At 73.7% G+C, this 21,681-nt stretch carries 18 protein-coding genes and 1 tRNA gene; 10 read left to right on the top strand and 9 right to left on the bottom strand.

The genetic code is table 11. The features are described from left to right. Positions 1 to 19 precede the first annotated feature (19 nt). Positions 20 to 535 (bottom strand): GtrA family protein, encoded by a 516-nt coding sequence (locus ACI799_RS04475; RefSeq protein ID WP_456596194.1) that lies wholly within the window; start codon positions 533 to 535, stop codon positions 20 to 22. A 191-nt stretch (positions 536 to 726) separates the two neighbouring features. Here ACI799_RS04475 and ACI799_RS04470 point away from each other — a divergent pair, with 191 nt between their 5' ends. Then, entirely contained in the window at positions 727 to 1,602 is an 876-nt protein-coding gene (locus tag ACI799_RS04470) for a Rieske 2Fe-2S domain-containing protein (protein WP_456589999.1), read from the top strand. A gap of 33 nt (positions 1,603 to 1,635) precedes the next feature. Further along, positions 1,636 to 2,481, top strand: a complete 846-nt coding sequence (locus tag ACI799_RS04465) for a hypothetical protein (RefSeq protein ID WP_456589998.1) — start codon at positions 1,636 to 1,638, stop codon at positions 2,479 to 2,481. Positions 2,482 to 2,917: 436 nt separating this feature from the next. On the opposite strand, the gene ACI799_RS04460 is transcribed toward ACI799_RS04465, so the two are convergent. After that, positions 2,918 to 4,417 carry a malate:quinone oxidoreductase gene (locus tag ACI799_RS04460; protein ID WP_456612512.1) on the bottom strand — a complete coding sequence of 500 codons (1,500 nt, stop codon included), beginning with the start codon at positions 4,415 to 4,417 and terminating at the stop codon, positions 2,918 to 2,920. A gap of 312 nt (positions 4,418 to 4,729) precedes the next feature. Here ACI799_RS04460 and ACI799_RS04455 point away from each other — a divergent pair. The 4 genes from ACI799_RS04455 to ACI799_RS04440 all read left to right on the top strand — a co-directional run bounded on the left by ACI799_RS04455 (position 4,730) and on the right by ACI799_RS04440 (position 6,776). Next, positions 4,730 to 4,802 (top strand) — tRNA-Lys (locus ACI799_RS04455). A 44-nt stretch (positions 4,803 to 4,846) separates the two neighbouring features. After that, positions 4,847 to 5,413: a dienelactone hydrolase family protein gene (locus tag ACI799_RS04450; RefSeq protein WP_456612511.1), complete on the top strand. Its 567-nt coding sequence runs from the start codon at positions 4,847 to 4,849 to the stop codon at positions 5,411 to 5,413. A gap of 267 nt (positions 5,414 to 5,680) precedes the next feature. Next, entirely contained in the window at positions 5,681 to 5,905 is a 225-nt protein-coding gene (locus tag ACI799_RS04445) for a hypothetical protein (protein ID WP_456589990.1), read from the top strand. Continuing rightward, a complete protein-coding gene (locus ACI799_RS04440; protein WP_456600014.1) occupies positions 5,895 to 6,776 on the top strand; it encodes a hypothetical protein in 882 nt (293 codons plus the stop codon). The genes ACI799_RS04445 and ACI799_RS04440 overlap by 11 nt, the downstream gene beginning before the upstream one ends. A gap of 20 nt (positions 6,777 to 6,796) precedes the next feature. Here ACI799_RS04440 and ACI799_RS04435 read toward each other — a convergent pair whose 3' ends face one another. Next, positions 6,797 to 6,934 carry a hypothetical protein gene (locus ACI799_RS04435; protein ID WP_456612510.1) on the bottom strand — a complete coding sequence of 46 codons (138 nt, stop codon included), beginning with the start codon at positions 6,932 to 6,934 and terminating at the stop codon, positions 6,797 to 6,799. Between the two features lie 181 nt (positions 6,935 to 7,115). Between ACI799_RS04435 and ACI799_RS04430 the strand changes: the two genes are divergently transcribed. Next, complete coding sequence (locus tag ACI799_RS04430) at positions 7,116 to 9,773, top strand: putative bifunctional diguanylate cyclase/phosphodiesterase (RefSeq protein WP_456612509.1); 2,658 nt, start codon at positions 7,116 to 7,118, stop codon at positions 9,771 to 9,773. Between the two features lie 121 nt (positions 9,774 to 9,894). Then, positions 9,895 to 11,895 (top strand): choline BCCT transporter BetT, encoded by a 2,001-nt coding sequence (gene betT, locus ACI799_RS04425; RefSeq protein ID WP_456589987.1) that lies wholly within the window; start codon positions 9,895 to 9,897, stop codon positions 11,893 to 11,895. Between the two features lie 9 nt (positions 11,896 to 11,904). Here betT and phaZ read toward each other — a convergent pair whose 3' ends face one another. The 3 genes from phaZ to ACI799_RS04410 form a co-directional block, all read right to left on the bottom strand. Beyond that, the gene (phaZ, locus tag ACI799_RS04420) at positions 11,905 to 12,729 is read right to left on the bottom strand and encodes a poly(3-hydroxyalkanoate) depolymerase (RefSeq protein WP_456589986.1); all 825 of its coding nucleotides are present in this window, start codon (positions 12,727 to 12,729) and stop codon (positions 11,905 to 11,907) included. Then, the gene (locus tag ACI799_RS04415) at positions 12,713 to 14,476 is read right to left on the bottom strand and encodes a PHA/PHB synthase family protein (protein WP_456589985.1); all 1,764 of its coding nucleotides are present in this window, start codon (positions 14,474 to 14,476) and stop codon (positions 12,713 to 12,715) included. Before ACI799_RS04415 ends, phaZ begins: the two co-directional genes overlap by 17 nt. A 121-nt stretch (positions 14,477 to 14,597) precedes the next feature. Next, positions 14,598 to 15,782 (bottom strand): acyl-CoA dehydrogenase family protein, encoded by a 1,185-nt coding sequence (locus ACI799_RS04410; protein WP_456612508.1) that lies wholly within the window; start codon positions 15,780 to 15,782, stop codon positions 14,598 to 14,600. 102 nt (positions 15,783 to 15,884) lie between these two features. On the opposite strand from ACI799_RS04410, the gene ACI799_RS04405 reads away from it, so the two are divergent. Further along, on the top strand, positions 15,885 to 16,616 hold the full coding sequence (locus tag ACI799_RS04405) for a hemerythrin domain-containing protein (RefSeq protein WP_456612507.1): 732 nt from the start codon (positions 15,885 to 15,887) through the stop codon (positions 16,614 to 16,616). A gap of 124 nt (positions 16,617 to 16,740) precedes the next feature. On the opposite strand, the gene ACI799_RS04400 is transcribed toward ACI799_RS04405, so the two are convergent. Then, complete coding sequence (locus ACI799_RS04400; protein WP_456589982.1) at positions 16,741 to 17,781, bottom strand: YihY/virulence factor BrkB family protein; 1,041 nt, start codon at positions 17,779 to 17,781, stop codon at positions 16,741 to 16,743. A 118-nt stretch (positions 17,782 to 17,899) separates the two neighbouring features. Then, positions 17,900 to 19,408, bottom strand: a complete 1,509-nt coding sequence (locus ACI799_RS04395; protein WP_456612506.1) for an MFS transporter — start codon at positions 19,406 to 19,408, stop codon at positions 17,900 to 17,902. Positions 19,409 to 19,600: 192 nt separating this feature from the next. Between ACI799_RS04395 and ACI799_RS04390 the strand changes: the two genes are divergently transcribed. Beyond that, positions 19,601 to 19,771: a hypothetical protein gene (locus ACI799_RS04390; RefSeq protein WP_456589980.1), complete on the top strand. Its 171-nt coding sequence runs from the start codon at positions 19,601 to 19,603 to the stop codon at positions 19,769 to 19,771. Between the two features lie 69 nt (positions 19,772 to 19,840). On the opposite strand, the gene ACI799_RS04385 is transcribed toward ACI799_RS04390, so the two are convergent. After that, positions 19,841 to 21,634, bottom strand: coding sequence for an acyl-CoA dehydrogenase (locus tag ACI799_RS04385; protein WP_456612505.1), 1,794 nt, complete (start codon positions 21,632 to 21,634; stop codon positions 19,841 to 19,843). Positions 21,635 to 21,681: the final 47 nt, after the last annotated feature.

The raw sequence follows: 21,681 nt of genomic DNA, 5'->3' as shown, positions 1-21,681 counted from the left end.
GATCGGCGCGGCGAGGCGCTCAGATCCGGGTGGGTGCGGGGCGGAAGATCCAGCGCAGCGCGAGGAACCGCATGAGGCCGATGAAGGCCGTCACGCCGGCGACCGTGGCGATCTGCAGCAGGGGGTGGGTGCCGTCGGTGAGGGCGTCCAGCAGCCCCAGGGCGGTGCTGGTCGCGAGCAGGCCCAGGACGGTGACGCCGCCAGCCTCCCACTGGGCGGTGAACCAGTGCACCCGCTGGTCGGCGTGGAACGTGCGCCGGCGGTGCAGTTCGTTGGCCAGCACCGTGGAGACCGCCGTCGCCACGAGGTGGGCCGGCAGGTAGCCCCAGCCATGCCCCGCCACGAACAGCGCCGCGTAGACGACGGTGGTGACCGCGCCGACCAGCACGAAGCGCAGGAACTGCGCCGAGGTGGCGTCCCCGCGCAGGAACTGCGCCGAGGTGGCGTCCCCGGGCGGGCCCTGCACCGTTGCGTGCGGCAGGTCGCCGACGGCGTCGGCGGCGTGGCCGCGGCGGAGCAGGGACGGGCAGGTCACGGGGGAGGGCCTCCGGTCGGTCGCAGGTGAACAGGTCAATGATTCTCTTCGGCAGAACCCCTGTCACCTCTGAACATGCCTGGCGTCACTGGCACTCACCCGTGTCCTTGCTCACGGTCACCTGTGAGCACCTCGGTGCAGTCGTCGGGGCGCCGTGCGTCGGGCCGGGTCCGCGCGGGTAGGGGGCGGCCATGAGTCTCATGGGCTTCCTGGACCGCATCGCGGACGTGTCGGCGTTCGACAAGGCCATCGAGCCCGCACGGCGCGCCGTCCTCGGCATGCCGAGCGCGGTCAAGGACGTCCTGCACGGGACCTGGCTGGGGCATCCGCTGCACCCGGTGCTGGTGCAGGTGCCAGTGGGCAGCTGGGTGTCGGCCGGACTGCTGGACGCCGTGCCCCCGCTGCGGCCGGCCGCCACCGTGCTGATCGGCACGGGGGTGGCCGCGGCGGTGCCGGCGGCCCTGTCGGGAGCGGCGGACTGGTCGGAGCAGGGCGCCGGCGTCCGTCGGCTCGGCGCCCTGCACGCGCTGATGAACACCGCCGCGCTGGGCCTCTACGCCGGCTCGCTGGTGGCCCGGTCCCAGGGCAGGGGCGCACTGGGCCGGGCGCTGGCGTACGCGGGCCTGGGCCTCGCGGGGAGCTCGGCGGCGATCGGCGGGCACATGTCCTACGCGCAGTCCTCGGGCGCCTCGCACGCGGCCACCGCTGTCCGGGCACTGACCACCGACTGGGTCGACCTCGGACCGCTCGACGACCTGCCCGAGGGGCGGCCGACGCTGCGCACCGGGAAGGGCGGCAGCATGTCGGTGCCGCTGGCCGTCGTCCGCCGCGGCGCGCGGGTCGACGTCTTCGTCGGGGCCTGCTCCCACCTGTCCGGCCCGCTGGACGAGGGCGCGGTGGAGACGGTGCGCGGCAGCGAGTGCCTGGTGTGCCCGTGGCACGGCTCCGCGTTCGACCTCGACAGCGGGGAGCCGCGCCGCGGGCCGGCGGCCAACCCGCAGGAGAAGCTCGAGGTGCGCATGGACGCCGGCCGGGTCATGGCCCGGGTGCCGAGCCGGCACCGCTGACGCGGGGGTGGCGCCGCTCTACGCTGCGGCGCCATGAGGCGCACGGCCGTGGGTCTGGCGGTGCTGCTGGCCGCGGCCTGCGGCACGCAACCGGCCGGAGGGCAGGCGGATCCCCCGCCGTCGACCGCCGCGGCTCCGCTGGTGCCGGCGGTGCCCGGCGTCGCCGCCGAGGCGGTCCGCCTGCGCACCGACGAGGCCGTCGGCGGGCGGATCCAGGTGCGGATCACCCACACCGGCGGCGCGCCGTACACGGTGACCGCGGTGGCGCTGGACGCGCCCGGCTTCGCGCCGCTGCCGCCGACCGAGGTGGCCACCGAGTTCGTGCCCGGGCGCGTCGTCGACCTGCCAACGCCCTACGGCGAGGCGGTGTGCCCGGCCGGTGACGGGCCCGCGACCGCCCGGCTGACGCTGCTGCGGCCCGACGGCACGGTGGAACACGTGCGGGTGGCGCTGGAGGGGGAGGCCCTCGACCGCGTCCACGGCGAGGAGTGCGGGGCCCGTGCGGTGGCCGACGCGGTGGAGCTCGGGGTGAGCGGGCCGCGGGCCGGGCCGGACCGGCTCACCGCCCGGCTGACGCTGGCCCGGCGGGGGCCCGACGCGCGGATCCTCGTGGAGCGGGTGGGCGGCAACGTCCAGTTCGACGTCGCGGCGGAGGTGCCGCTGGAGCTGCCCGCGGGGACCGGCGCTGCGGAAGGGTCGCTCACCTTCACCGTGGCCACGTGCGACGCGCACGTGCTGGCCGAGGCCAAGCAGCCGCACCTCTTCCCCGTCGGGGTGCGGATCGGCGGACGACCGGAGCTGGTGGTCGACCTCCCCGTCGACGAGGAGCTGCGTGCCGCCCTGGTCGAGCTGGTCCGGCAGGTGTGCCGGCGCGGCTGAGGCGGTGGGGGAAGAAGCCGGCCCGGCTGCCCCGGGGGGAACGGGTCAGCCGGGCCGGGGTCGTGCCCGCCCGGCGCCGGAGCGCGGGGCGGAGGATGCGGCGGACAGGGGCGCGGAGTCGCGTTCCCCGACCGGAACGATGATGACGGTACGTAACCGCCGGGGTCGACCGCGATCCCCTGAACGGGTGGACCGTACCGAATCACGGTGACCCACTGCACAGGAGGTGTGGTCCGTCGGCGCGCGGGCAACTCCCGAGGATGTTCTTCCTGTTCTCCAGCCGTCTCGGCTGCCTCGGCTCGCTGCTGATCTCGGCGCTGCTGACGCTCCTGCTGCTCCTGGTGCTGGGCGTGCTGTGACGACGACGCCCGGGGAACCCGTCCTGCGCGGACCGGTTCCCCGGGCGTTGCCGTGGTGTCGAGCGGGCTACCGCTGATCAGCCGTTGAGCTCCAGCGTCTGCATGGTCTCCGCGCGTACCTGGGCCAGCAGCGCCGGCTCGTCGTTCAGCGAGTGGCCGTAGGACGGGATCGCCGTCTGCAGCAGGGGGCGCCAGGCGTCGATGCGCTGGGGGAAGCACCGCTCCAGGAGGGTCAGCATCGCCGAGACGGCGGTCGAGGCGCCGGGCGAGGCGCCGAGCAGGCCGGCGATGCTGCCGTCCCCGCCGACGATGAGCTCGGTGCCGAACTGGAGCACGCCCTTGCCCGACTTCGGGTCCTGCTTGATGACCTGCACCCGCTGGCCGGCGGTGACCATGTCCCAGTCGCCCTGCTCGGCGGTGGGCACGAACTCCTGCAGGGTGCGGTGCCGGGCCGACCGGGTCTGCATCAGCTCGCCGATCAGGTACTTGGTCAGCGCCATCTCGGTGCGGGCCACGCCGAGCATGGAGCCGAGGTTGTTCGGCTTGACGCTCTTCGGCAGGTCGAACATCGAGCCGGCCTTGAGGAACTTGGGGGAGAAGCCGGCGTAGGGCCCGAACAGCAGCGAGTACTCGCCGTCGATCAGCCGCAGGTCCAGGTGCGGCACGGACATCGGCGGGGCGCCGACGGCCGCCTGGCCGTAGACCTTCGCCTGGTGGCGGCCGACCAGCTCGGGGGACCGGGAGCGCAGGAACATGCCGCTGACCGGGAAGCCGCCGAAGCCGCGGATCTCGGGGATGCCGGCCTTCTGCAGCAGGGGCAGGGCACCGCCGCCGGCGCCGACGAAGACGAAGCCGGCGCGCATCGTCACGCGGTCGCCGGTCTGGGTGTCGCGGACGGTCACCTTCCAGCGGCCGTCGCTCTCCTTCTCGAGCGCGTCCACCCGCTGGTTGACGTGGACGTTCACCCCGCGGGTGGCGGCGTCGTCGAGCATCAGGCGGGTGAGGGCGCCGAAGTTGACGTCGGTGCCGGCGACCGAGCGGGTGGCCGCGACGATCTGCTCCGGGTCGCGCCCCTCCATCATCAGCGGCAGCCAGTCGGCCATCTCCGCCGGGCTCTCGGTGTACTCCATCCCCGCGAACAGCGGCTGGGCGCTCAGCGCGGCGTACCGGTTGCGCATGTAGGTGCGACCCTGCTCGCCGGTGACGAAGCTCAGGTGCGGAACGGGCGAGATGAACTCCTTGGGGGAGCCCGTCATGCCGGCGCGGACCAGGTGCGACCAGAACTGGCGCGACACCTGGAACTGCTCGTTGATCGTGATCGCCTTGCTCGGGTCGACCCGGCCGTCGGGGCCCGCAGGCGTGTAGTTCAGCTCGCAGAGGGCGGCGTGCCCGGTGCCGGCGTTGTTCCAGGGCCCCGAGCTCTCGGAAGCGACGGCGCTGCCCGACTCGAAGACCGCGACGCTCCACTCGGGGGCGACGACCTGCAACAGCTGCGCCAGGGTCGCGCTCATGATGCCGCCGCCGACGAGTACGACGTCGGGGTTCGCGCTGTCGGGAACGCTGCGCTCGGAAGTCACGTCTGCCTCTCTGGCTGTGTGCTCGGCCCGGCGCCGCAGCGCCTCCTCAACGATCGTCGGCCGGATTCGGCCGCTACATGCGATCGCGGGCGTATGAGGTATGTCACCGCGCTTCGTGGGTGCGGCTCCTCAAGGTTATGACCGGGTGCGCCGGGGTCGATGCGTGGGCCGACCCGGCAGTTCCCGATCGAACCTCGCCGGCGCTGCTCCGCGGCTGCTCGGCCGGCCGCCACGGTGCCGGCGCCGGGGCCGGGTGCGCCACCGGCGGTAGCCTTCCGCCGGGTGCCGCCGGCCCGTCGGTCGCGCGCTCCCGGGCCTCTAGCTCAACTGGCAGAGCAGCGGACTTTTAATCCGCGGGTTGTGGGTTCGATCCCCACGGGGCCCACCGTCGGGCGTCCATCCGTCAGCCCCGGCGATTAGCGTGCCGCCATGGCCGAGCTGGTGCTGTTCCACCACGCGCAGGGGATGACGCCCGGGTGCCTCGCGTTCGCCGATGAGCTGCGCGCGGACGGGCACGTCGTCCACACGCCCGACCTGTACGGGGGGCGCACGTTCGACACCCTCCAGAACGGCGTCGCGCACGCTCAGGAGATCGGCTTCGGCACGGTGCTGGAGCGCGGCCGCGCGGCCGTCGCGGAGCTGCCCGAGCGGCTGGTCTACGCCGGTTTCTCCCTCGGGGTCATGCCGGCGCAGCTGCTGGCGCAGACCCGTCCGGGGGCCGCCGGCGCGGTCCTGATGCACGCCGCCGTCCCACTCGGCGAGTTCGCCGACGACTGGCCCGCGGGCGTGCCGGTGCAGTTCCACGTCATGGACGCCGATGAGTGGGGGGACGTCGACGTCGCGCGCGATCTCGCCGAGGCGATCGACGGCGCGCAGCTGTTCCTCTACCCGGGCGACCGGCACCTGTTCAGCGACCGCAGCCTGCCCGACCACGACCCGGGTGCGGCCGCCCTGCTGGCGCAGCGCGTGCGGGCGTTCCTCGCCGGCCTGCGGTAGACCCGCGACACGCCGGCGCGCCGGGTCCGCGGCGGGATGACCGACCCGGCCATCGGCCCCCGCCACGCTCGCGAACGGGTGGTTTGTCGACAGGTCGGCGTCCCGGGGAAGGGGTCACCGCGCGCCCGGGCCCCGCTCCGCAACGAAACGGACACGGGCCAGGCCCGGAACCGGTCCGAGCGGCCTTCGCGGGGGCCCGTCGTCCCTAGCCTTCGGGTCATCCGCGGTGCTTCCCAGCCGCGGAGCACCACCTGCGAGGAGCCCCCAGTGCACGCCACCGCATCACCTGTCCGCACGCCGTCCCTCCCCCTGCGCGAGGTCTTCGACGACCCGGGTCTGGACCTGCTCAGGGAGCTGATGGTGGAGGAGCCGGTCCCCGCGCCACCGGTGGTGCGCCCACCGCACCCCGGGTGGGCGGCCCGGGTGCAGGAGTGGACGAACCGCGCGGCGTCCTGGGGCGCGGGGCCGCAGGGGGCCTGGCGTGCCTGGTGAGCTGCTGGCCATCGCCGGGCCGCTGCTGGGGTGCTGCGGGCTGATCGCGCTCGTCGTCGTCCTGGCCGCGAGCTCCACCGCCCGGTACGAGTTCGAGCGCAACGCGGTGCGGGCGCACCGCGCCACCGTCCACGCGCCGCAGCCCGCCGGCCAGGGCGCGGCCGCCCGCGCGGCCGCTGACGCCGCAGGCGTCGAGTCCTCCGGCGATGCGGCCGGGCAGCCCGGGGCGGAGCGGGCGGCTGTCGGCCTGGCCACCCACCCGGCCGGCCGGAGCCTCCCCGACACCACGGGGGCGACCGGCTGGTGGCTGGTCGACGAGCACGACGGTGCGGCGGTGGCCGGTCCGTTCGCGGACTCGCTCGACGCCGAGTGGGCGCGCCTGGCCGAGGACCTGACCGACCGCACGCGGGTCGTCCACGGCGGTCGGCGGGCGGACGGCGGCGTGGTCCGGCGGCAGTCGGCGGAGGAGCGCGACTGGCTGGCCGACCTGGGGGACCAGCTCGACCTGCTCCCGGAGGACTGGGACCCGTTCATGACCGACGACGACGACGTGCTGACCACGCTGGCCGTCGACGTCACCGCCGCGCTGCTCGAGGCCGGGTTGCCCCTGCACGACTGCGACGGCCGGGAAGGCGTGGGGCACGCCGTGGGCGGGGTCTGCCTGACCCCGCACCCGGACTCGGCCGGGGTCCTCGTGACCTGGCGTCAGCACGACCGGATGAGCGTCCACCAGGCCCGTGGCGGTGCCATGGAGGCCGCCGTGCAGCGGTCGATGACCGCGGCCGTCGTCACCGTGCTGCGGCTGATGGGCTTCGAGGTGGAGGAGTTCGGCTCCCCCGGGTGCCACCTGGTGACGGCACCAGCCCGCTGACCCGGGGGCGCGGACCGGTGTCACTCCCGGCGGTCGGCCCCCGGAACGGGTGGCACCACGAGCACGGCGCGCTGGCGCAAGCGGGCCGGTAGGCGGGCGCCGGCCGACGGCAGGCGCGCGGACTGCGGGCGGGTGGGACGGGGGGCCAGGTCGATCACGGATCTCCTCGGGGCTGGGGCGTGCCGTGAGCATCCCCGGCAGGTCTGACGGTTTCCCTCGGCAGCGCCTGCGAACTGCCTGTGCCCCCCTGCCCGTGTCACCTCACCTGGACGGGTGGGGACCGACCTCAAGTGCCGTGGATCACGGCCCGATAGGAGCAGCGTGCGCACACACCAGGACGTGGATAGCGGGCGACGGCGCGGGTTCCCGCTGCGGCGGTACCTGATCGCGCTGGTGCTCCTGCCCATGGTCGGCGTCGGTGTTCTCACCGTCGCGGCGGCCCAGGCGCGCGCGGCCGAGGTCGCCGGCGCGGAGCGTGCCGAGGTCGCCGTGCGCGCGCTGGCCCTGCTCGATGCCGCGCGCAGCGGTGTGGAGCAGGAGATGATCCCGGTCCTGTCGCTGTCGGTCATCGGCGATCCGGCGGCCGCGGCGGCCCTCGGGCTGCCCGAGTTCTTCCTGCGCACCCAGCGGCAGACCGCGATCGACGAGGCGGCTCGTGCGCGAGCAGTCACCGACCAGGCCCTGGCCCGGGTCTCGGCGGGCTCCGTCGGGGCGGCGGCCGCGGCGCGTGCCGCCGATGACCTGGCGGAGTTGCGCCAGGCCGACCAGGCGGGCCGGCTGGACATCGAGGCGCTGCACCTCCGGTTCCTGCGCGTCTCCAACGACCTCATGAACGCGCAGGCGGCGGCCGCCGCGGCAGCGACCTCCGAGGGCGTGCCCGGGAACACGCTGCGGGCCATCCGTGACGTCCAGACCGTGGCCCAGCTGGCGCAGGCCGCCGGCCGGCAGATGCCCCTCTTCATCGGCTCCCTGCTGGCCGAGGGCGGCGACGAGCTGATCGGCTCCCGCACCGCCTGGGAGACCCAGTGGCTGGACTACCTGGACGCCCAGCGCCGGATGGACACTGTCTCGGGGCAGGGCCTGCGGGATGCCTGGGAGGAGGTCCGCACCTCCGACGTCGTCACCCAGCTGGACGGCCTGCTCGCGCAGGGACTCACCGACGACGGCGGCGCCGCCATGCCGCTCAGCGACCTGGTCACCGTGCTGTTCCAGAGCCAGGACCGCAGCACGATGCTGGCCGAGCTGGTCGGGACGGCGGTCGACGAGGCCCGGCAGCTCGTGGCCGCCGACCTCGAGCGCGCCGGCGACCGGCTCCAGTTCGTCCTGCTGATGGGAGCCGGCCTGCTCGTCGCCTCGCTGCTCGGCGCCTTCGTCCTCGGCCGCAGCGTCACCGGGGCGCTCCGCCTGCTCGCCGCCCAGGCGACCGAGATCAGCGAGGGATCGCTGGTGGCGGTCGAGGTCGCCGGGCCGCGGGAGGTCCGGACGGTCTCGGCCGCGCTCGGGTCGGCCGTCGCCGGGCTGCGCCGGATCCAGGACCAGGCGCAGGCCGTGGCCCGCGGCGACCTCGACGACGCGCTCCTCGACGAGCCCCTGCCCGGCCCGCTCGGCGAGGTCGTGCACGCCTCGGTCAAGGCGATCGTCACCTCGGTGCGCCAGCGCGAGGAGCTGCAGTTCGCTCTCGCGCACCAGGCCACGCACGACCCGCTGACCGAGCTGCCCAACCGCGCGCAGGCCCTCACCCTCGTGACCTCGGCCCTGCACCGCGGCCGGCGGTCCGGGGAGATGACCGGTCTCCTCTTCATCGACCTGGACGGCTTCAAGGCCGTCAACGACGGCCACGGCCACGCGGCCGGCGACGAGGTGCTGCGCGCGGTGGCGGGCCGGCTCCGGGCGGCCGTGCGCCCGGGTGACGTCGTCTGCCGCCTCGGCGGCGACGAGTTCGTCGTCCTGGTCGAGCCGGTGCACGCCGAGCACGACCTGATCGACCTCGCCGAGCGGCTCATCGCCTCGGTCAGCGAGCCGATCCCGGTGGGGGCGCTGACGGTCGGCGTCGGCGCCAGCGTCGGCGTGGCGATCAGCCGCGACGGCGGCACCGACGCCGACGTGCTCTTCGCCGAGGCCGACACCGCCGCGTACCGGGCCAAGGCGCACGGCCGGGGCCGGGCGGAGATCTTCGACGAGACGCTCCGGCTGCAGCTGACCGAGCAGGCCGAGCTCGAGGCGGCCATCAGCCACGGCCTGGCCAGCGGCGAGATGCACCTGGTCTACCAGCCGGTCATGGACCTGGCGTCCGACCGGCTGACCGGGTACGAGGCACTGGTCCGCTGGGACCGGCCGGGCGTCGGCCCGGTCCCGCCGGACCAGTTCATCCCGGTCGCCGAGCGGTCCCGCCTCGTCGGGGACATCGACCGCTTCGTGCTGCAGGAGGCGACCCGTCAGCTGGCGCAGTGGCGGGTGGAGTTCCCGGTGGCCCCGGGGCGGCCCGAGCCGACGATCGCGGTGAACATCTCCGGCCGGCACCTCGCCGACCGGCGGGTGGTCACCGACGTCGCGGACGCGCTCGCCACCTCCGGGCTGCCGGCGCGGCTGCTGGTCCTCGAGGTCACCGAGACGGTGCTGGTGGACGACCCGGCCGCGTACGACCACCTGACCGAGCTGCGGGACATGGGCGTCGGCATCGCCATCGACGACTTCGGCACCGGGTACACCTCGATCGGGCAGCTGCGGAACATGCCCGTGGACACGCTGAAGATCGACCGCAGCTTCGTGGCGTCGGGGGAGCCCGCCCACCTCGAACTGGTCGCCCTGATGATCCGCGCGGCGCACACGTTCGGTCTCACCGTGGTCGCCGAGGGGGTCGAGGAGGACGCGCAGATGGCGCGGCTCCGGGCACAGGCGTGCGACCGGGCGCAGGGCTACCTGCTGTCCCGGCCGCTGCCCGCGGCCGAGGCCGGAGCGCTGCTGCGCCGGGAGGAGACGGCCGCCCCCACCACCTGAGCCCGTCGGCCCGGGCTGCCGTGCGGCTGCCGCACGCCGCCGGGTGTGCCACCATCCGGCCGGTGAGCGGCACATCGAAGACGTCGGCAGCGCACCTCGCGACAGAGTGGGGGAAGCGGGCATGAGCGAGCCCGGCACCCGGTCCCCCGACGCGGGCTCCGGGATCAAACGGCGCGTCTTCTACGGCTCGGTCGCCGGCGTCCTCGCGATCGCGCTCTGGGCGACGGCGACCCCGACGTCGGCCGCGGAGACGATCGGCTCCCTGGTCGGCTGGACGTCGGAGTGGTTCGGCTGGTTCTACATCGCCTTCGCCACCGCCGTGCTCGTCTTCGTCCTGGCCATCGCCTTCTCGCGGTACGGGAAGGTCAAGCTCGGCCCCGAGCACTCCACCCCGCAGTTCAGCACCTTCGCCTGGGCGTCGATGCTCTTCGCCGCCGGCATCGGCACCGACCTGATGTTCTTCGCCGTCGCCGAGCCGGTCACGCAGTACCTGGCCCCGCCGGTGGTTGAGGGCGAGACGGTGGAGGCCGCCCGCGAGGCGACCGTGTGGACGCTGTTCCACTACGGCATCAACGGCTGGGGCATGTACGCGCTGATGGGGATGGCGCTGGCCTACTTCGCCTACCGCATGAACATGCCGCTGGCCATCCGCTCGGTGCTGTACCCGATCTTCGGCCGGCGCGTGCACGGCTCGCTGGGCGACGCCGTGGACGTCGCGGCGGTCCTCGGCACGATCTTCGGCGTCGCCACGTCGCTGGGCATCGGTGTGGTGCAGCTGAACTACGGGTTGTCGGTGCTGTTCGGCATCCCCGAGGGCCGGGCCGCGCAGCTGGGGTTGATCGCCCTGGCCGTGGGCGTGGCGACGGTGTCCGCGGTGAGCGGTGTCGACCGGGGCATCAAGCGGCTCTCCCAGCTCAACGTCGTCCTCGCCCTGGGGCTGGCCGGCTTCGTGCTGGTGACCGGCAACACCGCGTTCCTGCTCAACGGGCTGGTCCAGAACGTCGGGGACTTCGTGAGCAGCTTCCCCGGCCTCACCATGGAGACCTTCGCCTACGACCGGCCGGACGAGTGGCTGAACGGCTGGACGCTGTTCTTCTGGGCGTGGTGGATCGCCTGGGCGTCCTTCGTCGGGCTCTTCCTCGCCCGCATCTCGCGGGGCCGGACGATCCGCCAGTTCGTGGCCGGGACGCTGCTGCTGCCCTTCAGCTACATCCTGATGTGGGTGTCGATCTTCGGGAACAGCGCCATCGACCGCATCCGGCAGGGCGATGCGGCGTTCGGCGAGACGGCGATGAACATCCCGGAGCGGGGCTTCTACACCCTCCTGGCGGACTACCCGGCCTTTCCGTTCATCGCCTCGATCGCGACCTTCATCGGCCTGCTGTTCTACGTGACGTCCGCGGACTCCGGCGCGCTGGTGATGGCGAACCTGTCCTCGCGGCTGCGCCGGCCGCAGGACGACGCGGCCGCCGGCGTCCGGATCGTCTGGGCGGTCGTGACCGGCGTGCTCACCGCTGCGATGCTGCTGGTCGGCGGCGTGCCCGCGCTCCAGAACGCGACCATCATCATGGGCCTGCCCTTCGCCTTCGTGATGGTGGCGGTGATGGTCGGGCTGCACCGCGCGCTGCGCAGCGAGGCCGATCGCGCCGTCAACCGCCACCGGATCGCTCCCTCCGGCCGGCCGGCCGCGCGGCGGCGCGCCCGGCTGCGACGGCGCCGGGCACCTGTCCCCACCGGCCGTGAGCGGGTCGACCAGTACCTCCACGAGACGGCGCGGCCGGCCCTGGCGGAGGCCGCGGCCGAGCTGCGCGCCCGGGAGGTCGAGTCGGACATGCACTGGGCCGTCGACGACTCCGGCGCGCCCTGCGTCGAGCTCACGGCGCAGGCCGACGGCGGCGCGCCGTTCCGCTACCGCATCCGGCCCAGCCGCCCGCCGCGCCGCGGGGACGGCGCCCGGCCGTCGTCGGACCCGGGTGCCTCCCGGCTCGACGTCCAGGTCGAGCCGGGCAGCCCGGCGGGGGCGGGCGGCTACGACGTCATGAACTACACCCACGCCCAGCTCATCGACGACGTGATGGACCGCTTCGAGCAGCACGTCGCCGCCGCGGCCGCCCGCGGCTGAACCGCCCGGTCAGCCGTCGAGGAACGACTCGATCACCGGGGCCAGCTCGTCGGCCTCGGTGACCAGCGCGATGTGCCCGCCGCGGTAGACGTGCAGCTGCGCCCGGGGGATCAGCCGGGCCATCACCCGGGCGTTCACGACCGGGATGATCGGGTCGTCGTCCCCCGCCACCACCAGCGTCGGCTGCCGGATGAGCCGCAGGAACGGCAGGCTGCTCCACCCGGTGCTCGAGGCGAGCTGGTAGTAGTAGCCGCGCTTCGGGCCGACCCGGGTGTGCGTGTGCAGCGCCGCCGCCGCCCGCTCGGGGTCGGTGCGCATCGTCCCGCCGTAGATCAGGCCGGCGATCTCGCGGGCGTACTCCGGGTCGCGGTGCCGCCGCGGGGTCAGCATGCGGGCCAGCACGGCGGGGCGGGCCGGCACCATGAGGGAGCCGGTCGCCGTCGCGGCCAGCACCAGCCGCCGGCAGCGGCGCCGGTGCTGCACCGCGAAGTGCTGGGCCAGCCCTCCGCCCCAGGACAGCCCGAGGACGTCCACCGGCCGGTGGTGGCCCAGCCGGTCCAGCAGCCCGGCGACCACGGGGCTCAGCGTGGAGAGCAGGTAGGGGACGACGGGTGGCGGTGAGCCGCCCACGCCCGGTACGTCGAACCGGATGACGGTGCGCCGGGGATCCAGCGCGTCGACGAAGGGCTGCAGCACCTCCAGGCTGGCGCCGATGCCGTTCATCAGCAGCAGCGGCGGCACCGCGTCGTCGGTACCCGGCCGCACGGCGGTCCGGAGCGTCCGGCCCCCGACGGTGAGGCTGCGGACGACCTCCCGACTACTTGTCGAAGACATAGGTGCCCGGGGCCTCGGCGAGCACCTCGAGGCCGTTCCCACCCAGCTCGGCCGGCGCCGGCACCTCCTCGCCCGACCGCTCGCCGAGCCAGGCCATGAAGTCCGGCCACCAGGAGCCCTGCACCGTCTCGGCCGACCGCAGCCACTCCTGGGGGTCGGGTGGCGTGGCGCCCGCCACCTGGAAGGTGGACTTCGGGTTGCCCGGCGGGTTCACCAGGGAGGCGATGTGGCCGCTGGTGGAGAGGATGAACCGGCTCTCCCCGCCGAGCAGCTGGGTGGTCCGGTAGCAGGCCTGCCACGGGCACAGGTGGTCGGCGATCCCCGCGGTGACGTAGGAGTCGACGGTGACCGCCGACAGGTCCACCGGCGAGCCGAGCATGGTGGCCCGGCCGGGCTCGGTCAGCGCGTTGCCCAGTGCCACCTCGATGAAGTCGCGGTGCAGGGCCGCGCTCATCCGGGTCGTGTCGGCGTTCCAGAACAGGATGTCGAAGTTCGGCGGCGGCTTGCCCTGCAGGTAGTTGTTGACCCAGTAGTTCCAGATCAGGTCGTTGGGTCGCAGCCAGGCGAACACCTCCGCCAGCTGGGCGCCGTCGAGGTAGCCCTTCTTCCGGGAGCGTTCGGTGGCGGCCTGCACCTCGTCCTCGTCCATGAGGGCGGAGATGGTGCCGGCGCGCGCCCAGTCGAGGACGGTGACGGCGTAGCTGGCCGCGCGCACCCGGTCCTGCCGGCCGGTCGCGGCCAGGTGGGCCAGCACCATCGCGGTGATGATGCCGCCGGAGCAGAACGCCTGGACGCTCACCTGCTCCTGCCCGGTGACCCGCTCGACGGCGTCCATCGCGTCGAGGACCGCCTGCCCGTAGGCGTCCAGGCCCCAGTCTGCGTGCCGCTCGTCGGGGTTGCGCCACGAGATCATGAAGACCTGCTGGCCGCTGGCCACGTAGTGCTCCACGATGCTGCGGCCAGGCGCCAGGTCGGTGATGTAGTACTTGTTGATCGTCGGCGGGACGATCACCAGCGGCACCGCGCGCACCCGCTCCGTCGTCGGCCGGTACTGGATCAGCTCGAAGACATCGGTGCGGAACACCACGGCCCCCGGCGTCACCGCGAGGTCCTCCCCGACGGTGAAGGCGTCGGGCTCGACCATCGACGGCACCCGGGGCGGGTTCGCCAGGTCCTTGACCATCCGCCGCACGCCCTCGACGGCGTTCTTGCCGCCGGTGTCGATGACCGCCTTGAGGGCCAGCGGGTTGAGCACCGGCACGTTGCTGGGGGCGAGCGCGTCGACCAGGTTCGTGGCGGTGAACCGGATCCGCTCGTCGTCCTGCCAGTCGAGGTCGGCGTCCTCGATCAGCTCCCAGGCCACCCGCGCCGTCGCCAGGTGCGCCTGCATGGCCCGCCGGAGCAGCGGGTTGCCGCTCCACGCGGGGTCGGCGAACCGCTTGTCCTTCTTCCCGGGCGCGAGCTCCGAGCGGCCGAGCACGACCTTGCCGAGCTCGCGGGCCAGTTCCCCGCCGCGGCGGGCCACCACGTCCGGCTTGCGGGCCAGCGCCGAGCCGAAGCGCAGCGCGGTGCCGGCCGGCGGGACCAGCCGGCGCAGCGGCCCGCGGGCGGCGTCGACCAGGACCATGTCGAGGCCCGTAGCGGCCTCGGCGGCCTGCTCGGGAGTCCCGGCGGGGAGGTCGCTCTCGGGGCGGCCGGCGGTGGGTGTGGAGGCCGTCCGGTCCGGTTCGGTCGCGGGCTGCGCCATGGCGGTTCCCTTCGTGCGCTTCCCCGGGCCGGCGACGTCGCCGGCCCCTGGGAGGGGCAGTGTGTGACCCCGACCACTCAACCACAGCCCTCGGTACCCGGCAGGCCGTGCACGCAGCCGGTCAGACGATCGCGCTGGCCCCCGTGACGCCGCGGCCGACGATGAGCGTGTTCACCTCGCGGGTGCCCTCGTAGGAGTAGATCGCCTCGGCGTCGGCGACGTACCGGCCGACGTGGTTCTCCAGCAGGATCCCGTTCCCGCCCATGAGCTCGCGGGCCCAGCCCACGGTCTCGCGCATGCGCATCGTGCAGAAGGCCTTGGCCAGCGACGCGTGCTCGTCGGTCATGGTGCCCGCCATCTGCAGCTGGGACAGCCGGGCGCACATCGCCCCCGAGGCGGTGATGTTGCCGAGCATCCGCACCAGCAGGTCCTGCACGAGCTGGAACTCCACGATGGGCTGCCCGAACTGCTCGCGCTCCAGCGCGTAGCGCAGCGCGTGCTCATAGGCGCCGCGCGAGCACCCGACCGCCGACCAGGCGACCCCGGCCCGGGTGGTGCGCAGCACGTTGGCCGTCTCCCGGAAGCTGTGCGCCTCCTGCAGCCGGTTCTCCTCCGGCACCCGCACACCGTCCAGGGTGATGTGCGCGTTCTGCACGGCGCGGAGCGCGATCTTGTCCTGGAGGTCGACGGCGGTGAAGCCTGGCGCCCCCTGCTCGACGACGAAGCCCAGCACGCGTTCGGTGTCCACGTCGCGCGCCCAGATGATGACCAGGTCGGCGAAGCTGGCGTTGCCGATCCACTTCTTCTCGCCGTCGAGCACCCACTCGTCGCCGTCCCGGCGGCACGTCGTCTGCAGGCCGCGGGCGACGTCGGAGCCGTGGTCGGGCTCGGTCAGCCCGAACGCGCCGATGAGCTCCATGCGGGCCATCGCCGGGAGCCAGCGCTCCTTCTGCTCCTCTGAGCCGCAGAGGTAGATCGAGCCCATGGCCAGGCCGCCGTGCACGCCCATGAACGTCGAGATGGAGGGGTCGCCCTTGGAGAGCTCCATCGCGATCATGCCGTCGAGCAGGGATGAGCGCCCCGGGCAGCCGTAGCCCTGGAGCGAGACGCCGGCGATGCCCAGCTCGGCCATGGCGGGGATGAGCTGACGGGGGAACTCCGCGCGGGTCCAGTACTCGTTGATGACCGGCGTCACCTGCTCGTCCATGAAGGTGCGAACCCGGTGCAGCAGCGCCCGGTCGTCGTCGTCGAGCAGCGCCTCGAGGTCGTAGAAGTCGGAGGTGATCGTCGACGGTTCGCTGCTCATGGGGGCTCGGGCCTCCTGGATCGGGGAACGGTGGTCCGCACCTACCCGGGGGTCGTGGTGGCAACCAGGCGTGCCGCGGGCCCGCCGGGGGCAGGACACCAGGTGACCGACCGACCGGAGGAGTTCCTGATGCGTTCCATCGCCGACCAGACCGTCGAGGAGCTGGGCGGGCCGGGCAGCGTGCTCGTCCGCCAGCGCCGCGACCACGCGGAGCTCGACCGGCTGCTGCACGAGCTCGACGGCACGACCGGCGCCGCCCAGGAGGAGGTGCTCACCCGCATCGACCGGCTGGTGTTCAGCCACGCCTTCGCGGAGGAGACCGTCCTCTGGCCGGTGATCCGCCGGGCGCTGCCCGACGGGGACGCCCTCACGCGGCAGGTGGAGGAGGAGCACCAGGAGGTCAACGAGCTGGTCAGCGCGCTGGAGCGCGACGGCCTGGACCACCCCGAGCGCCCGGCGCGGCTGCAGCGGCTGGTGGAGGTGCTCCGCGAGGACGTGCGTGACGAGGAGGACGTGATGTTCCCGCGGCTCCAGGAGGCGCTCAGCCCCGAGGAGCTCCGCGCCCTGGGCCGGCGGTGGGCGGTGATGCGGCGGATCTCGCCCACCCGCCCGCACCCCACCGTCTCCCGTCGCCCACCGGGCAACGCGCTGTCCGGGCTGCCGCTGTCGCTGATCGACCGCACCCGCGACGTCGTCGACGCCGGGGTGCGCCGTGTGCCGGACCGGTTCGCCCCCGCCGGGCGGGCGGTGAGCCAGGGCCTGGCCGCCGTCGCCGGCGTGGTGGAGCGGGTGCCCCTGGCCCGGCGCGGCGACGGGCCGCCGACCAGCCGCTGAGCCGCGCGCCGCAGCCCGGGCGGCCCCGGCCTCGCCCGATGAACGTCGACGGCCCCCTCCCGCAGCGGGAGGGGGCCGTCAGCCGCAGTGCGTGCTGCGCCTACGTCGCACTCGGGCAGTCCGGTCAGGTCGTCTGCTTGTCGTCGGGCTCGTCCCGGGCGTCGAGCTGGATCTCCTTCTCCGCCCGCGGCACGCCCTCCTTCAGCTCCTTGGTGCGCTCCATCTCGGCGTCGAGCTCGATGCCGAAGAGCAGCGAGACGTTGATCAGCCAGAACCAGATCAGGAAGATCACGACGCCCGCGAGCGCCCCGTAGGTGGCGTTGTAGCTGCCGAAGTTCGCCACGTAGAAGGCGAACGCGGCCGACGCGACGACCGCCACCAGGATGGCGACGCCGGCCCCGGGGCTGATGAACTTGAAGCCGCGCAGCTTGGCGTTCGGCGTCGAGTAGTAGAGCACCGCGATCATCAGCGCCAGGATCACCAGCATGACCGGCCACTTGGCCCAGCTCCAGACGGTCAGGACGGTGTCACCCAGGCCGATCGCCTGGCCGACCGCGTCGACCACCGGGCCGCTGAGCACCAGCATGGCGACGAGCAGCGCCGCGAACAGGATGCCGACCAGGGTGATCAGGATCTGCAGCGGCTTGAGCTTCCAGACCTTGCGCCCCTCGCGCGTCTCGTAGACGACGTTCGCCGCGCGGGTGAAGGCGCCGACGTAACCGGAGGCCGTCCACAGCGAACCGAGGAGACCGAGGACGAGGGCGAAGCCCAGGGGCGCGGTGTTGCCGGCGATGTCCTCGATGGCCGGTCTGATGGTCTCGGCCGCGGACTGCGGGACGACCTGCGTCAACGCGTCGGTGAGCTGCTGCGGGCTGGTGAACAGACCCACGACGGCGGCCAGGGCGGCGAGCGCGGGGAACAGCGCCAGCACCCCGTAGTAGGTCAGCGCGGCGGCCCAGTCGGTGAGGTTGTCCTCGCTGAACTCCTTGGCCGCGCGCTTGAGCGTGCCGCCCGTCGTGGGCTTCGGATCGGCGCCGGTGGGCGCGTAATCGGCCCGCGTGCCGCTGATGTTGTCGTCCTGCGGCGCGGGATCGCCGCCGGCGCGGTTGTCGGTGAAGCGCGTCTCAGCCTTGGTGCGGCTGGACGAGCCGGTGGGTCGGGCCATGAAGAAGTCCTCCTGGGACGCGGGCGGTCGCGCCTGTCGATGCCCCGGACGAACTCGTTCCATGCCGGACGCGCCGGTAACGGTCCGGCCACACCTCTCACCGGCGCCCGTGCCCCGGTCAGCGCACCCCGGACACCGGTGACCACTCGCCCGCCCCGGCGGTGGCCTGTTCCACCTCCGCCAGCGGATCGCGGCGGCCTCGCCCGCCGCGGCGGTCGGCGAGCATGCCGAGCAGCGCGACGAGCACGACCACGACCGAGGCGCCGACGCCGATGAGCGCGACCAGCGTGAAGGCGATGGCCCGCGGCAACCCGGTGGCGGCGTCGATGCTGCCCGCGATCAGCGTGACGGCGAGCGTGCTGCCCAGCGCCTGCCCGACCGAGCGGGCGATCGAGTTCACCGCGTTCGCCACCCCGGTCTCCTCCTCCCGGACCGCGTCGACGACGAGCGCGGGCAGCGCCGCGTAGGCCACGGTGACCGAGACCTGGGTGAGCAGGCCGGCGACGATCACCAGCCACGGTTCGCCGCGTGCCCCGGCGAGCAGGGCGAAGCCGGCGACCCCGCACGAGGCGCCCGCGGTCAGGGTGGGCAGGCCGCCCAGGCGGTGGACGACCCGGCCCGCGAAGGGCGCGAGCAGGATGCCGACCACCCCGCCGGGCAGCAGGTAGACCACTGCTGCCTCCAGCACGCTCGCGTCGAAGCCGTACCCGGTGACCTCCGGGTCGGCCTGCACGTACTGCAGGACGGCGAGGAAGGAGGCGAACAGCGCGATCCCGCTCATGAGGCCGGCCACGTTCGGGACGAGGGTGCGCCGGTCGGCGAGCATGGACGGGCGCACCAGCGGTTCGGCGGTGCGCCGCTGCAGCGCCACCCACGCGGTCAGGACGACGCCCGAGCCGGCGAGGCAGCCGAGCGTGCCCGGTGAGGCCCAACCCCAGGTGTGCCCCTGGGAGAGGGGCAGGAGAAGGAGCACCAGGCCCAAGCCCAGCACCAGGGCGCCCCACCAGTCGACCCGGCCGCTCGCCGAGACCCGGCGGCGGGGGAGCAGCCAGGCGGCGAGCAGCAGGGCGACGAGGGCGATGCCCAGCCCCAGCCAGAAGGCGTGCCGGTAGTCGCCGTCGTCGCCGGTGATCAGCCCGGTGGCGACCAGGCCGACGACGCCGCCCACCGCGAGCGTGCTGCTGACCACCGACATCGCCACGCTCAGCCGGGCCTCGGGGAGCTCCCGTCGCAGGACGCTGATCGACAGGGGGAAGAGGCCGTAGGACGCCCCCTGCAGGACCCGGCCGGCCAGCAGCAGCGGCAGGGACTCCGTCAGGACGATCAGCAGGGTGCCCAGCACGACCGCGACCAGGATGCCGAGGATGACGGGGCGCTCGCCCTTCAGGTCGCCGAGCCGGCCGAGCACCGGGGTCAGGACGGCGGCGGCGAGCAGGTTGGCGGTGAGCACCCAGCCAGCGGCCCCGGGTGAGACCCCGAGCTGCTCCTCGATCCGTCCCAGCGCCGGCACGACCAGGCTCTGCAGCAGCGACAGCGTGGTGACGCCCAGGGAGAGGGCCACGACCAACGCCACGGGACGGGTGCCGGAACCGGTGCCGGCCGCCGGAGCTGCTGTGGGTTCGGACACGCTGTGATGCAACCACGCCGCGGTTCCCCGCTCGGCGCGCGTAACGGTTGTGCATCGGATCACACCCGGCCAGGTGAACTCCCGGAACCGACGATTGAGACGGGTTCGAGCGGGGGACAGTGAGCCCCGACGACGTGCCGCCGTCCCTGACCCGGTGGTGGCATCCGCGAGTTCTGCGAGGAGAGCGATCTGATGATGTTGTGGCCGGCCGTGACCCTGCTGGGGTTCTTCGTCCTGACGGCCCTGGTCATCGCGATGGGCACCCAGTCCACCGCCCGGTACGAGCAGGAGCAGCGGGCGGCCCGCGGTGCCGCGAACGCCCGGCGCTCCGGCTCCGAGCCCGTGGGGGCCGCACGAGCCTGACCCCCGCAGCACAGCGAACGACGGCGCCCCGCCGCTCCACCCGGAGCGGCGGGGCGCCGTCGTCGCGTCTCAGAACCAGGCGTCGCGGGCGTCCAGCACCGTGCGGTCCAGCGACTCCAGCAGGTCGAACCAGCCCCGGGTGCGGGGCAGCTCCCAGCGCCAGAAGTAGCGGGCCGCGGCGCGCTTGCCCTCGTGGAAGTCGGTGGTGCCGGCCTCGGCGGCCAGCGCCTGCTCCAGCCACAGCCACGCGACCACGATGTGGCCCGCCGCCTCCAGGTAGACGTGGGAGTTGGCCAGGGCCAGGTCGGGGTCGCCGGTGCCCCAGAGGGCGGCGGTGACCGCTCCCATCCGGGCGACCGCGGCGTCCAGGTCCGCGGCGAAGCCGGCCCACTGCGTGCCGGCGGCGCGGGCGGTGGTCGCGGCGATCGTCTCGCCCAGCAGGGCGAGCCCCGCCCCGCCCTGCATGACGACCTTGCGGCCGAGCAGGTCGAGGGACTGGATGCCCTGGGTGCCCTCGTGGATCGGGTTGAGCCGGTTGTCCCGGTAGAACTGCTCCACCGGGTAGTCCCGCGTGTACCCGTAGCCGCCGTGCACCTGGATGGCCAGGTCGTTGGCGGCCAGCCCCCACTGCGAGGGCCACGCCTTGGCGACCGGGGTGAGCATGTCGAGCAGGAGGTGCGCTCGCTCCCGCTCCTCCTGGGTCTCCGCGGTCTGCTCCTCGTCGACCAGGCGCGCGCAGTACAGGCCCAGGGCCAGGCCGCCCTCGGCGTAGGACTTCGCGGCCAGCAGCATCCGGCGGACGTCGGCGTGCTCGATGATCGGCACCATCGGCGAGGCCGGGTCCTTCGCGCCCGCCGGCCGCCCCTGCGTGCGGGTGCGCGCGTACTCGAGCGCGTGCAGGTAACCGGTGTAGCCGAGCACGGTCGCGCCCATCCCGACGCCGATCCGGGCCTCGTTCATCATGTGGAACATGTAGGTGAGGCCCTTGTGCGGCTCACCGACCAGGTAGCCGACGGCGCCGGGCTGCCCGCCCGGCCTGTGCACGCCCTCGCCGAAGTTGAGCAGCGTGTTCGTCGTCCCCCGGTAGCCCATCTTGTGGTTGAGCCCGGCCAGGACGACGTCGTTGCGCTCGCCCAGCGAGCCGTCCTCGTTCACCAGGAACTTCGGGACGATGAACAGCGAGATGCCCTTCACCCCGGGCGGGCCGCCGGGGATCTTGGCCAGCACCAGGTGGACGATGTTCTCGGTGAGCTCGTGGTCGCCACCGGAGATCCACATCTTGTTGCCGGTGAGCCGGTAGGTGCCGTCGTCCTGCGGCACCGCCCGGGTGGTGATGTCGGCCAGCGAGGAGCCGGCCTGCGGCTCGGACAGCGCCATGGTGCCGAACCAGCGGCCCTCGATCTCCGGGGCCACGTAGGTGTCGATCTGCTCCCGGCTGCCGTGGGCCAGCAGCAGGCGCGCGTTGCCCATCGTGAGGAACGGGTAGGCCGACGTGCCCACGTTGGCCGCCTTGAACCACGCGAAGACGGCCTGCCCGACCACGTGCGGCAGCTGCATGCCGCCGAACTCCTCGTCGAACTCGCCGGCCATCAGCCCGGCCTCGGCGAAGACCTGGAGCGCCTCGGCGACCTCCGGGATCAGCTCGACCTTGCCGTCGACGAACCGCGGCTCGTTCTCGTCGGCCTTGCGGTTGTGCGGGGCGAAGTGCTCGGTGGCGATCTGCTCGGCCAGGTCGAGCACCGCGTCGAAGGTCTCTCGCGAGTGCTCGGTGAAGCGTGACCGCTTGGTGAGCGACTCGACGTCGAGCCACTCGTTCAGCAGGAAGTCCAGGTCACGGCGGGACAGGATCAGCGACGACGGCACGAGGTCTCCAGGGCGCGGGTCTCCGGGGCGGTGCGAACCACCTCACA

This window comes from Blastococcus sp. SYSU DS0753 (assembly GCF_054051175.1).
Note: the sequence above shows the minus strand (reverse complement) of the source record. Positions and strands in the feature narration are given on the sequence as shown.

Bases quoted from the DNA above. Each gene is read 5' to 3' on its own strand.
- ACI799_RS04470 (WP_456589999.1), top strand. From the start codon at position 727: ATGAGTCTCATGGGCTTCCTGGACCGCATCGCGGACGTGTCGGCGTTC.
- ACI799_RS04465 (WP_456589998.1), top strand. From the start codon at position 1,636: ATGAGGCGCACGGCCGTGGGTCTGGCGGTGCTGCTGGCCGCGGCCTGC.
- ACI799_RS04450 (WP_456612511.1), top strand. From the start codon at position 4,847: ATGGCCGAGCTGGTGCTGTTCCACCACGCGCAGGGGATGACGCCCGGG.
- betT (WP_456589987.1), top strand. From the start codon at position 9,895: ATGAGCGAGCCCGGCACCCGGTCCCCCGACGCGGGCTCCGGGATCAAA.
- phaZ (WP_456589986.1), bottom strand. From the start codon at position 12,729: ATGTCTTCGACAAGTAGTCGGGAGGTCGTCCGCAGCCTCACCGTCGGG.
- ACI799_RS04415 (WP_456589985.1), bottom strand. From the start codon at position 14,476: ATGGCGCAGCCCGCGACCGAACCGGACCGGACGGCCTCCACACCCACC.
- ACI799_RS04410 (WP_456612508.1), bottom strand. From the start codon at position 15,782: ATGAGCAGCGAACCGTCGACGATCACCTCCGACTTCTACGACCTCGAG.
- ACI799_RS04400 (WP_456589982.1), bottom strand. From the start codon at position 17,781: ATGGCCCGACCCACCGGCTCGTCCAGCCGCACCAAGGCTGAGACGCGC.
- ACI799_RS04390 (WP_456589980.1), top strand. From the start codon at position 19,601: ATGATGTTGTGGCCGGCCGTGACCCTGCTGGGGTTCTTCGTCCTGACG.